At 72.2% G+C, this 12,313-nt stretch carries 7 protein-coding genes; 6 read left to right on the top strand and 1 reads right to left on the bottom strand.

The features are described 5' to 3' along the window. The first annotated feature begins 208 nt into the window (after positions 1 to 208). The 4 genes from ACFYT4_RS13220 to ACFYT4_RS13205 all read left to right on the top strand — a co-directional run bounded on the left by ACFYT4_RS13220 (position 209) and on the right by ACFYT4_RS13205 (position 7,634). Entirely contained in the window at positions 209 to 655 is a 447-nt protein-coding gene (locus ACFYT4_RS13220; protein WP_389267686.1) for a MarR family winged helix-turn-helix transcriptional regulator, read from the top strand. A 43-nt stretch (positions 656 to 698) separates the two neighbouring features. After that, on the top strand, positions 699 to 3,665 hold the full coding sequence (locus tag ACFYT4_RS13215) for an FAD-binding and (Fe-S)-binding domain-containing protein (RefSeq protein ID WP_389267749.1): 2,967 nt from the start codon (positions 699 to 701) through the stop codon (positions 3,663 to 3,665). Positions 3,666 to 3,810: 145 nt separating this feature from the next. Beyond that, positions 3,811 to 5,733, top strand: coding sequence for an ABC transporter transmembrane domain-containing protein (locus ACFYT4_RS13210; protein ID WP_389267685.1), 1,923 nt, complete (start codon positions 3,811 to 3,813; stop codon positions 5,731 to 5,733). Positions 5,734 to 5,852: 119 nt separating this feature from the next. Beyond that, positions 5,853 to 7,634 carry an ABC transporter ATP-binding protein gene (locus ACFYT4_RS13205; RefSeq protein WP_389267684.1) on the top strand — a complete coding sequence of 594 codons (1,782 nt, stop codon included), beginning with the start codon at positions 5,853 to 5,855 and terminating at the stop codon, positions 7,632 to 7,634. Positions 7,635 to 7,825: 191 nt separating this feature from the next. On the opposite strand, the gene ACFYT4_RS13200 is transcribed toward ACFYT4_RS13205, so the two are convergent. Next, positions 7,826 to 8,617, bottom strand: coding sequence for a metal-dependent hydrolase (locus tag ACFYT4_RS13200; RefSeq protein ID WP_389267683.1), 792 nt, complete (start codon positions 8,615 to 8,617; stop codon positions 7,826 to 7,828). 136 nt (positions 8,618 to 8,753) lie between these two features. On the opposite strand from ACFYT4_RS13200, the gene ACFYT4_RS13195 reads away from it, so the two are divergent. Further along, entirely contained in the window at positions 8,754 to 11,267 is a 2,514-nt protein-coding gene (locus ACFYT4_RS13195) for a DEAD/DEAH box helicase (protein ID WP_389267682.1), read from the top strand. Positions 11,268 to 11,412: 145 nt separating this feature from the next. Beyond that, positions 11,413 to 12,291 carry an acyl-CoA thioesterase gene (locus ACFYT4_RS13190; RefSeq protein WP_389267681.1) on the top strand — a complete coding sequence of 293 codons (879 nt, stop codon included), beginning with the start codon at positions 11,413 to 11,415 and terminating at the stop codon, positions 12,289 to 12,291. The last annotated feature ends 22 nt before the right edge of the window (positions 12,292 to 12,313 follow it).

Raw genomic sequence — 12,313 nt, 5'->3', positions numbered from 1 at the left:
CGGGCTCCCTTCTCGCGTCCGTGTCCCGGGGCCTGGGCCCCGAGCCGTGCCCGGGCGGTGCTCCCGGGCCTCACCGAAACTCCTCGCCCGCCGGCACGGACGCCGGTGGAGGGCGCCATGCCCTTCGTGCCCGCGGGGGCGGATTTTTGAGATCATAGCTCACTGTTACCTATGTACACAATGAACGAGGTCCTGATATTGTTCCCGCATGACCACACCCGATCCCGACGGCCTGCTCGCCGAGCAGCTGCTGCGGCTGAGCCGCCGCCTCCACCGCAGCCAGCAGCGCCAGCTGACCTCGGCCGGTATCGCGATCACCCCCGCGCAGTCACGCCTGCTGCGCGTCCTCGCGCACTACGAGGAAGCCCCCCGCATGGCCGATCTCGCGGCCCGGCTGGAGGTGGTCCCGAGGGCCGTGACCAGTCTGGTGGACGGGCTGGAGGCCGGCGACCGGGTCCGCCGCGCCCCCGATCCGGGCAACCGCAGGGTGATCCGTATCGAGCTCACCGACACCGGCCGCGCCACTCTCCGGGCGTTGCGTGACGCGCGCCGGGCCGCCGCGGAGGACATCCTGTCCCCACTGACCGCCGAGCAGCGCGATGCTTTCGGCGGCCTGCTCTCCGCCCTGGTCGACGGACCGGGGCCGCCCTGCTGAAGCCGTCGAGGGGACCCCTCCCATGCCGGATCTCGTACCGCACCTGCCGCTGCTGGAGCCCGACCCGGAGGCGCTCCGGCCGCGCGAGCCGAGGACGCCCGCGCCCGACCGGGTTCCCGACGACCGGGCGCGCGGCACCGAGGAGCCCCTGCGCCGCGAGCTAACCGCGCTCCTCGGCCCGGACAAGGTGCTCTGGAAGGTCTCCGACCTCGTGCGGTACGCCTCCGACGCGAGCCCCTACCGCTTCGTGCCCCGGGTCGTGGTGGTGCCCGAGGACATCGACGACATCTCCGCGATCCTCTCGTACGCGCACGGCAAGGGCCGTGAGGTCGTCTTCCGCGCGGCCGGCACCTCGCTCAACGGCCAGGCCCAGGGCGAGGACATCCTGGTGGACGTCCGCCGCCACTGGACCGGGGTGGAGGTGCTGGACGGCGGAGCCCGGGCCCGGATCCGGCCCGGCACCACCGTCTTCCGCGCCAACGCCGCGCTCGCCCGCCACGGCCGGATCCTCGGCCCCGACCCGGCGAGCGCCCTCGCCTGCACCGTCGGCGGAGTCGTCGCCAACAACGCCTCGGGGATGACCGCCGGGACCACGCGCAACGCCTACCGGACCCTGTCCGCGCTGACCTTCGTGCTCCCGTCCGGCACCGTCGTCGACACCTCCGAGCCGGACGCCGACGAGCGCCTCGCCCGCGCCGAGCCGCGCCTGTGCGCGGAGCTGCTGGCCATCAAGGCCGAGATCGAGGCGGACCGGGAGCTGACCGCCCGTATCCGCGCCAAGTACGAGCTCAAGAACACCAACGGATACCGGCTCGACGCCTTCCTCGACGGGCACACGCCCGTCGGGATCCTGCGCGGGCTGATGGTCGGCTCCCAGGGCACCTTCGGCTTCATCTCCGAGGTCGTGCTCGACACCCTGCCGCTGGACCGGCTGGTCTCCACCGCCCTGCTGTTCTTCCCCTCCCTGCCCGCCGCCGCTGCCGCCGTCCCGCTCTTCAACGAGGCGGGCGCCAACGCCGTCGAGCTGATGGACGGCAATACGCTGCGCGCCTCGGTGAGCGTCGAGGGCGTCCCCGCCGACTGGGCCCGGCTGCCGAAGGAGGCGGCGGCCCTGCTGGTGGAGTTCCGCGCCCCGGACGCGGCGGGCCGGGAGGCCTACGAGCGGGCCGCGGCCGCGGTCCTGGAAGACCTGGAGCTGATCGCCCCCGTCCCCTCGGTGAGCAACGGGTTCACCCGGGACGCCGGGACGATCGCCGGGTACTGGAAGGCGCGCAAGGCGTTCGTCACCGCGGTCGGCGGCTCCCGGCCCCCGGGCACCACCCTCATCACGGAGGACTTCGCCGTCCCGCCCTCGCGTCTCGCCGAGGCGTGCGGCGCCCTGCTCGACCTCCAGACGCGCCACGGCTTCGACGCCGCCGTCGCGGGCCACGCGGCCCACGGCAACCTCCACTTCCTGCTCGCGTTCGACGCCGCCCGCCCGGACGACGTCGACCGCTATGCGGCCTTCATGGACGAGTTCTGCCGGCTGACGGTGGAGCGCTTCGACGGCTCTCTGAAGGCCGAGCACGCGACCGGGCGTAATATCGCGCCGTTCCTGGAGCTGGAGTGGGGCCGCGTCGCGACCGGGCTGATGTGGCGTACGAAACGGGCGATCGACCCGGACGGTGTGCTGGCTCCCCGGATCGTGCTGGACCGCGACCCGAGGGCCCATCTGCGCGGGCTCAAGACCATCCCGCGCGTCGAGGCGATCGCCGACCCCTGTATCGAGTGCGGCTTCTGCGAGCCGACCTGCCCGAGCGGGGATCTGACCACCACACCCCGTCAGCGGATCGTGCTGCGCCGTGAGATGACGCGCCAGGCCGAGGGCGCGCCGGTGGAGGAAGCGCTGCTGCGGGCGTACGGCTACGACGCGGTCGACACCTGCGCCGGCGACTCGACGTGCAGGCTCGACTGTCCCGTCGGCATCGACACGGGCGCGCTGATGAAGGAGATGCGGCACCGCCGCCACTCACCGCGCGAGGAGCGCGTCGCGGCCCTGACCGCGCGGAACTTCCGCGCGGTCGAGGCATCGGCGCGCCTCGCGGTCGGTGCGGCGGACCGCGCCGGCCGCCTGGGCGGGAGGCTGGGCGCCGGGACGGCCGGCGGGCTGCCGGCCGCGGCGACCCGGCTGGCGCGCAGGGCCGTGCGGCCCGATCTCGTACCGGAGTGGCTGCCGGGGATTCCGGGGGCGGCGGCCCGCGCACTGCCCCGTACACGGCGGACCGGGGCGTCCGCGGTGTACTACCCGGCCTGTGTGAACCGCATCTTCGGCGGACCCGACGACCGGAGCGGCCTCTCGCTGCCCCGGGCGACGGTGGCCCTGTCGGCCCGCGCGGGGATGCCCGTCTGGATTCCGGGCGACGTCCGGGGCACCTGCTGCGCCACCATCTGGCACTCCAAGGGGTACGAGGAGGGCACCCGGCTGATGGCCAACCGCATCGTGGAGGCCGCGTGGGGCTGGACCGCGGGCGGCACCCTGCCGCTGGTGGTGGACGCCTCCTCGTGCACGCTCGGCCTCGCCCGCGAGGTGGTGCCGTATCTCACCGACGACAACCGCGAGCTGCACGCGGAGCTGACCGTGCTCGACTCCCTGGTCTGGGCGGCCGATCATCTGCTGCCCCGTCTCACGGTCCTGCGCAAGGCGGGTTCCGCGGTCGTCCATCCCACCTGTTCCATGCGGCATCTGGGTGACGAGGCACAGCTGCGCATCCTCGCGGAGGCCTGCGCGGAGGATGTGGTGGTGCCCGTCGACGCGGGGTGCTGCGCCTTCGCGGGCGACCGGGGGATGCTCCACAAGGAGCTGACGGACTCGGCGACCGCCCGGGAGGCCGCGGAGGTGACCTCGCGCCCCTTCGACACGCATCTCAGCGCCAACCGCATGTGCGAGATCGGTATGGACCGGGCGACCGGCCGCAGCTACCGCTCGGTCCTGCTGGAGCTGGAACGAGCCACCCGAAGCGCCCGGCGGTAGGGCCGGGCGCCGTCCCACGGGCCCCTTCCCGCCCTCCCGACCTGGCCCGATCGTGGCCCCGTGGCGGGAAAATCCATTGCGGAACCGGGGCGCGGAAGGCGAACCTTGCACGGTTTGCTCCAACCCCGACTCGTGCTGGGACGTCATGCAGATCCAAGACCTGCCGTACAAAGATCCAGGTGACCCCGACGTCCGTTCCGGTACCCGGTTTCTGATCTGGCTGGGCCGCAACCAGCTGGGCGGACAGGTCAAGTCCATGCTCTGGGGCATGCTGAACCAGGTGTCCATCGCCGCGCTCTCCCTGGGAGTGGGCTTCGCGGTGCAGGCGGTCGTCGACCGTGACGGAACCCGGCTGCTGTACGCGGGCGGGCTGATCCTTCTGCTCGGCGCGTCGATCGCCCTCGGCGACACGATGCTGCACCGTACGGCCGTCACCAACTGGATCACCGCCGCGGCCCGGGTCCAGCAGCTGCTGGCCCGCAGAACGGCCGAGCTGGGGTCGGTGCTGACCCGGCGGGTCGCGGCGGGCGAGGTGGTCGCGGTCTCCACCGGGGACGTGGAGAAGATCGGGTGGTTCGTCGAGGCGTTGTCCCGCTTCGCGGCCGCCGTCGTCACGATCCTGGTGGTCTGCGTCGGTCTGGTGGTCTACCAGCCCGCGCTCGGCGTCGTCGTCGCCATCGGCTTCCCGGTGCTGGCGCTGGCCGTGCTGCCGCTGCTGCCGCCCGCCACCCGGCGCGCGGACGTCCAGCGCGAGAAGGCGGGCCATGCCACCGAGCTGGCGTCGGACACCGTCGCCGGTCTGCGGGTGCTGCGCGGCATCGGCGGCGAGGAGCTGTTCCTCCGCCGCTACCGCGAGGCGTCCCAGGAGGTGCGCCGCGCGGCCGTCCGGACCGCCCGGATGTGGTCCCTCATTTCCGCGGTACAGGTGCTGCTGCCGGGCCTGCTGCTGCTGACGGTGGTCGGGTACGGCGCACAGCTCACGCTGGACGGCCGGATCACGGTCGGGGAGCTGGTCACCGTCTTCAGCGCGGTCGTCCTCGCCCAGCATCCGCTGCGGAACTTCGAGGAGATCGCGATGGCGTACTCGTTCTCGAAGCCCTCCGCGAAGCGGGCCGCGCGGGTGCTGTCGCTGCGCCGTACGACCACGACCACCGGTGTCGCGTACGGCCGCCCCAGCGGTGATCTGTACGACCCCCTGAGCGGGGTTGTCGCGCCCGCCGGCCGGTTCACGGCCGTGGTGTGCGGTGACCCGGACGCGGCCGGGGTGCTGGCGGACCGGCTCGGCGGGCACCCGGTCACCGACGGCGAACGCCCCGCGGACGGTTCGGCGAACGGCGCCGCGAAGGCCGTTCTCGACGTGGAGGGGGCGGCGGACCGCACCGGACGCCCCGCGTCGGCGCTGCTCGGCGGGGTCCCGCTGGACGAGCTGCCACTCGACGAGGCGCGTGCCGCCGTCCTCGTCCAGGACAAGGATCCGGTCCTCCTCTCGGGCACGCTGCGGGAACTGCTCGACATCCCCTCCTCCGGAGCGGTCTCGGCCGAGGAGGCGCTGGAGGCGGCGCAGTGCGACGATGTGCTCGCCGCACTCGCCCAGGCGTCCGCCGATGACGGCGGTGACCCGATGGAGACGCCGATCACCGAGCGCGGCCGGTCGCTCTCCGGCGGTCAGCGCCAGCGGCTCGCGCTGGCCCGTTCCCTGGTGACGGACCCGGAGGTGCTGGTTCTGGACGAGCCGACATCGGCCGTGGACTCGCACACCGAGGCGCGGGTCGCGGCGGGCGTGAAGCGGCTGCGCGAGGAGCGGACGACCGTCGTCTTCGCCTCCTCGCCGCTGCTGCTGGATCTCGCGGACCGGGTGGTTTTTGTGGACGAGAGAAAGGTCGCGGCCGTGGGGACCCACCGTGAACTGCTGCGGGGCGAACCGCGCTACCGGGCCGTCGTCACCAGGGAGACCGGCGCGGAGAGCGACGCGGAGACCGGCGCTGAGACCGGCGCTGAGACCGGCGCTGAGGCCGGGCACGCGCGCAGAGGCGAAGCCGCGCTCGTGGACGCCGAGGAGTCGGCGTGAGCGCCCCGGAGACCCGCGGGGACGGTGGCCCGGGGGCGAACACCGCAGAACGGAGCCCGCGGGAGAAGGGCACGCGCCGGAGCCCGGATACGAGGGGCACGCGCGGGAGAGGAGCGAGCATGTTCCGGGTCACGCCGCCGGAGTACGACCCGGCGGCCCCCGAGTCGGCGACGACGCTGCCCGTCGGGAGCAGCGCGACCGTGCGCGGCTACGTCCGTGAGCTGCTGCGGCGCCACCGCCGCGACTTCGCAGTGCTGATCACGGTCAACGCGGTCGCGGTGATCGCGTCCATGGTGGGCCCGTATCTGCTGGGTTCCGTGGTGGACCGGGTGACGGCCGGGGCGCGCGAACTCCATCTGGAGCGCACGATCGCGGTGTTCGCGGTGGCGCTGCTCGTCCAGACCGTTTTTGTGCGGATGGTGCAGTTGCGCGGTGTGATGCTCGGCGAGGAGATGCTGGCCGAACTGCGCGAGGACTTCCTCGTACGGTCGGTCGGGCTGCCACCGGGCGTGCTGGAGCGGGCCGGGACCGGTGATCTGCTGTCCCGTATCACCACCGACATCGACCGGCTGGCCAACGCCATGCGGGAGGCCGTGCCGCAGCTCGCGATCGGTGTGGTGTGGGCGGGGCTGCTGCTCGCCGGACTGGCGGTGACCGCGCCGCCCCTCGCGCTCGCGGTGCTGGTGGCCGCGCCACTGCTGCTGGTGACCTGCCGCTGGTACTTCCGGCGGGCGCCCTCCGCGTACCGCTCGGAGTCGGCCGGTTACGCGGCGGTCGCGGCGGTGCTCGCGGAGACGGTCGACGCGGGCCGGACCGTGGAGGCCCACCGGCTCGGCGGGCGCCGGGTCGCGCTGTCGGACCGGCGGATCACCGAATGGACGGCCTGGGAGCGCTACACCCTGTATCTGCGGTCCGTGCTCTTCCCGGTCATCAATCTCACCCACATCACCGTGCTCGCGTCGGTGCTGCTGATCGGTGGTGCCTTCGTGCTGCGGGGCTGGATCGACGTGGGCGAGCTGACGACCGGCGCGCTGCTGGCGCAGATGCTCGTCGAGCCGGTCGGCATCATTCTCCGCTGGTACGACGAGCTCCAGGTCGCCCAGGTGTCGCTGGCCCGGCTGGTGGGCGTCCGGGAGATCGAGCCGGACGCGGGCGACGGCGGGGTCCTGCCCGACGGACGCGATGTCCGCGCGGACGAGGTGCGCTTCGGTTACCGCGAGGGTGTGGACGTGCTCCACGAGGTGTCCCTCGCGGTCGCGCCGGGATCGAGGGTCGCCCTCGTCGGCCCGTCCGGCGCGGGGAAGTCGACGCTGGGCCGGCTGCTCGCCGGTGTCTACGCCCCCCGGAGCGGCAAGGTCCTCCTCGGTGACGCCGAGTTGTCCCGGATGACCGCCGAAGGGGTACGGGAGCATGTCGCCCTGGTCAACCAGGAGCACCATGTGTTCGTGGGCACGCTGCGGGACAATCTGCTGCTGGCGCGCACCGACGCGGCGGACGCAGAGCTGTGGGCCGCGCTCGGCGCGGTGGACGCGGACACCTGGTCGCGGGCGCTGGCCGACGGGCTGGACACGGAGGTCGGCTCCGGCGGTGTGGCGCTGACTCCGGCCCAGGCCCAGCAGATCGCTCTGGCGCGGCTGGTCCTGGCCGATCCGCACACTCTGGTGCTCGACGAGGCGACCTCGCTCCTCGATCCCCGCGCGGCGCGCCATCTGGAGCGCTCCCTCTCGCGGGTCCTGGACGGCCGTACGGTCGTGGCGATCGCCCACCGGCTGCACACCGCGCACGACGCGGATGTGATCGCGGTGGTGGAGAACGGCCGGATCAGCGAGATCGGCAGCCACGACGAGCTGGTCACGGCGGACGGGGCGTACGCGGCGCTGTGGCGGTCCTGGCACGGGTGAGCCGGCGCATATGCGGGGGCGGGCCGCCGGGTCGTCACGGCGCGGGCCTGATCACCACGGTCCGCGCCGGGCGCACCGCGCCGGGGAGCCCGCTCGTGGGGCGACGCGGTGGTGCGCCGGGCGCGCACGCAGGAGGGTACGCCCCTGACGGGCCCATGAGCCGTGTCACCGCGTACGGCCCGCGGGCCTGGTCAGATCACATTGAGCGCCGCCGCGCCGCCCACCCCGCCCAGCAGCATGAACACCGGCATCAGCACCTTCAGCTCGACCCAGCTCCCCGCGCGGAAGCGCATCGCCTTCGGCGGGCCGATCGGGTACCAGCGCTTGTTGCCGATGGGGATCGGCCACAGGATGGGGCAGCCCGAGACGGTCAGCGCGTCGCCGATGTCGTGGACCAGGGCGCCCAGCACGATCGGCAGGCCGAGCCAGAGGTATTCCTGGCCGGGCGCGGTGAACAGCCAGTCCGCGCCGTTGCCCGGCTTGTCGAGGACGCCCGCGAGGATCCAGGCGCTGGTCGCGCCGAGCAGCCAGACGAGGACGTCGCTGGAGACCCGCGCGGCCCGCCACAGCAGGCCCTCCACGGCGAGCACCAGATGGACGAAGAGGAGCGCGAGGACCGCCCAGCGCCCTCCGGTGACCGCGATCGCCGATGCCCCGCCGCCGGTCATGACCGCCCAGAGCCAGGTGTGGGTCAGCGTGCGGTGCCCGCCGGTCCTGCGTTTGTCGCCGGGTTTTTTCGTCGCCCTGTAGACCGCGTACGAGAGCTTGTCGACGATCTCGCACAGTCCCCGGGAGACGGGCCCGAAGGCCCGGGAGATCGTCGCCGCCTTGTGGTCCAGGTCGGGGGCGAGCGCCGCGCCCGCGCAGATCAGCGCCCCGACGACAAGAACCGGCCACGGCATCGGGTGGCCCGCCGCGGCGGTGGCCGCCCCCACCCCCAGCCAGGCGGCCGCCCCGGACAGAGAGTGCGCCGGTCCCATCATGTACGTTTCCCCGCCCCATGGTCGTACGGCTTGTGCTGTTGTGGTGAAGCCGGTTGGCAGGGCAGCGTACCGTTCGTGATCTTCCCTCCGCCGCCCGGTTCCCTGATCCGGGGTGAGGACAGGCAAGATGGGGGGCGTGACCCTTATCGATCAGCTGCCGCCGGATGCCGACCCCGATGCCCTTTTCATGGCCTTCTCCTCATGGGCCGAGGGCCGGGGCATCTCGCTCTACCCGGCTCAGGAGGAGGCGCTGATCGAGGTGGTCTCCGGGGCCAATGTGATCCTTTCGACGCCCACCGGCTCCGGGAAGAGCCTGGTCGCGGCGGGCGCGCACTTCACGGCCCTGGCGCATGACCAGGTCACCTTCTACACCGCGCCGATCAAGGCGCTGGTGTCGGAGAAGTTCTTCGACCTCTGCAAGCTGTTCGGCACGGAGAACGTGGGCATGCTCACGGGCGACGCGTCCGTGAACGCGGACGCCCCCGTGATCTGCTGCACCGCCGAGGTCCTGGCCTCCATCGCGCTGCGTGACGGCAGGGACGCGGACATCGGCCAGGTCGTGATGGACGAGTTCCACTTCTATGCCGAGCCGGACCGCGGCTGGGCCTGGCAGATCCCGCTGCTGGAGCTGCCACAGGCGCAGTTCGTGCTGATGTCGGCGACGCTCGGCGACGTCTCGCGCTTCGAGAAGGACCTGACCCGCCGCACGGGCCGCCCCACGGCCGTGGTCCGGTCGGCGACCCGGCCGGTCCCGCTGTCGTACGAGTACCGGCGCACCCCGATCACGGAGACGCTGACCGAGCTGCTGGACACCCGGCAGGCGCCCGTCTACATCGTGCACTTCACCCAGGCGGCGGCCGTGGAGCGGGCGCAGTCGCTGATGAGTATCAACATGTGCTCGCGCGAGGAGAAGGAGCGGATCGCCGAGCTGATCGGCAACTTCCGCTTCACCACCAGGTTCGGCCGGAATCTGTCCCGTTACGTCCGGCACGGCATCGGCGTCCATCACGCCGGAATGCTGCCCAAGTACCGCCGGCTGGTCGAGAAGCTCGCGCAGGCGGGCCTGTTGAAGGTCATCTGCGGTACGGACACGCTCGGCGTCGGGGTCAACGTCCCGATCCGCACGGTGCTGTTCACCGCGCTCACCAAGTACGACGGCAACCGGGTGCGCACCCTGCGGGCGCGTGAGTTCCACCAGATCGCGGGCCGTGCGGGACGCGCCGGTTTCGACACGGCGGGGCTGGTCGTGTCCCAGGCGCCGGAGCACGTCATCGAGAACGAGAAGGCGCTGGCGAAGGCGGGCGACGATCCCAAGAAGCGCCGCAAGGTCGTGCGCAAGAAGGCGCCGGAGGGGTTCGTCGCCTGGTCGGACTTGACGTTCGAGAAGCTCATCGATTCCGATCCCGAGCCGCTGACCTCCCGTTTCCGGGTGACGCACACCATGCTGCTGTCGGTGATCGCCCGGCCGGGCAATGCCTTCGATGCGATGCGCAGGCTGCTGGAGGACAACCACGAGCCGCGCCGGAACCAGCTGCGGCACATCCGCCGCGCGATCGCGATCTACCGCTCGCTGCTGGACGGCGGCGTGGTGGAGCGGCTGGCGGAACCGGACGCGCAGGGCCGTATCGTCCGGCTCACCGTCGACCTCCAGCAGGACTTCGCGCTCAATCAGCCGTTGTCGACGTTCGCCCTGGCCTCCTTCGAGCTGCTGGATCCCGAGTCGCCGTCGTACGCCCTGGACATGGTCTCGGTGGTGGAGTCGACGCTGGACGATCCGCGTCAGATCCTCGCCGCCCAGCAGAACAAGGCGCGCGGTGAGGCGGTCGCGCTGATGAAGGCGGACGGGGTCGAGTACGAGGAGCGGATGGAGCGGCTCCAGGAGGTGACGTACCCGAAGCCGCTGGAGGAGCTGCTGTGGCACGCGTACAACCTCTACCGCAAGAGCCACCCCTGGGTCGGGGACCATCCGGTGTCGCCGAAGTCGGTGATCCGGGACATGTACGAACGGGCCCTGTCGTTCACCGAGTTCACCTCGTTCTACGAGCTGGCGCGGACCGAGGGCATCGTGCTGCGGTATCTGGCGGGCGCGTACAAGGCGCTGGAGCATACGATTCCGGACGATCTGAAGTCGGAGGATCTCCAGGATCTGACCGCCTGGCTCGGTGAGATGGTGCGCCAGGTCGACTCCAGCCTGCTGGACGAATGGGAGCAGCTGGCCAATCCGGAGGTGGAGACCGCCGAGGAGGCCCAGGAGAAGGCCGACCAGGTCAGGCCCGTCACGGCCAATGCGCGCGCGTTCCGGGTCCTCGTACGGAACGCCATGTTCCGGCGGGTGGAGCTGGCCGCTCTCGACAAGGTGGGCGAGCTGGGTGAGCTGGACGCGGAGTCCGGCTGGGACGCGGACGCGTGGGGCGCGGCGATGGACGCGTACTGGGACGAGTACGAGGAGCTGGGCACCGGTCCCGACGCCCGGGGCCCGAGGCTGCTGATGATCGAGGAGGACGAGGCGCACGGTCTGTGGCGGGTGCGGCAGATCTTCGCCGATCCGAACGGCGACCACGACTGGGGCATCGGCGCGGAGGTCGATCTGGCGGCCTCCGACGAGGAGGGCCGGGCGGTCGTCCGGGTCACTTCCGTCGGCCAGTTGTGACGCGGGTGCCCCCGTCTCCCGTACGGCGGGCTCCGGCACCGCCGGTGCCGGAGCGACCGGTGCGGGTGCGGACAGCACCGGCACGGCCCCGTCCGGCGGAACGGACTCCGGCGGATGGGATCGAGGCGCACAGAGGAGAACAGCCATGACGAACCCGGCCGAGCGCCTGGTGGATCTGCTCGATCTGGAGCAGATCGAGGTCAACATCTTCCGGGGCCGCAGCCCGAACGAGTCCCTCCAGCGGGTCTTCGGCGGTCAGGTCGCGGGCCAGGCCCTGGTCGCGGCGGGCCGCACCACCGACGGGGACCGGCCGGTGCACTCCCTGCACGCGTACTTCCTGCGGCCGGGGCGGCCCGGTGTGCCGATCGTCTACCAGGTCGAACGGATCAGGGACGGCAGATCGTTCACCACCCGGCGGGTCACCGCCGTTCAGCAGGGCCGGACGATCTTCAGTCTGACCGCCTCCTTCCACCGGCCGGAGAAGGGCGGCATCGAGCACCAGCTGCCGCCCCGGCTGGACTTCCCGGACCCCGAGACCCTGCCGTCGCTCACCACGGAGCTGCGTGAGCATCTGGGGACGCTGCCCGAGGCGCTGGAGAGGATGGCCCGGCGGCAGCCGTTCGACATCCGCTACACCGACCGGCTGCGCTGGGCTCCCGAGGACATCGAGGAGAAGCGGTCGGATCCGCGCAGCGCGGTGTGGATGCGCGCGGTCGGCCCGCTGGGGGACGACCCGCTGGTGCACACCTGTGCGCTGACCTACGCCAGCGACATGACCCTCCTGGACGCGGTCCGGATCCCCGTCGAACCGCTCTGGGGGCAGCGGGGCTTCGACATGGCCTCGCTGGACCACGCGATGTGGTTCCACCGGCCCTTCCGCGCGGACGAGTGGTTCCTGTACGACCAGGAGTCCCCGATCTCGACGGGCGGCCGGGGGCTCGCCCGCGGGCGCATCTACGACCGCGAGGGCGCTCTGCTGGTATCAGTGGTCCAGGAGGGCCTGTTCCGTTCGTTGAGCGGCTGACCCGGCGGTCGGCCCGCCGTAT

This window comes from Streptomyces sp. NPDC004609 (genome assembly GCF_042873655.1).
Lineage (GTDB): Bacteria > Actinomycetota > Actinomycetes > Streptomycetales > Streptomycetaceae > Streptomyces.
This window is presented reverse-complemented; position numbering and strand designations above follow the sequence as displayed.

What these genes read in the sequence shown, in the direction of transcription:
- ACFYT4_RS13210 (WP_389267685.1), top strand. Translation starts at nt 3,811, where the DNA reads ATGCAGATCCAAGACCTGCCGTACAAAGATCCAGGTGACCCCGACGTC.
- ACFYT4_RS13205 (WP_389267684.1), top strand. Translation starts at nt 5,853, where the DNA reads ATGTTCCGGGTCACGCCGCCGGAGTACGACCCGGCGGCCCCCGAGTCG.
- ACFYT4_RS13200 (WP_389267683.1), bottom strand. Translation starts at nt 8,617, where the DNA reads ATGATGGGACCGGCGCACTCTCTGTCCGGGGCGGCCGCCTGGCTGGGG.
- ACFYT4_RS13220 (WP_389267686.1), top strand. Translation starts at nt 209, where the DNA reads ATGACCACACCCGATCCCGACGGCCTGCTCGCCGAGCAGCTGCTGCGG.
- ACFYT4_RS13190 (WP_389267681.1), top strand. Translation starts at nt 11,413, where the DNA reads ATGACGAACCCGGCCGAGCGCCTGGTGGATCTGCTCGATCTGGAGCAG.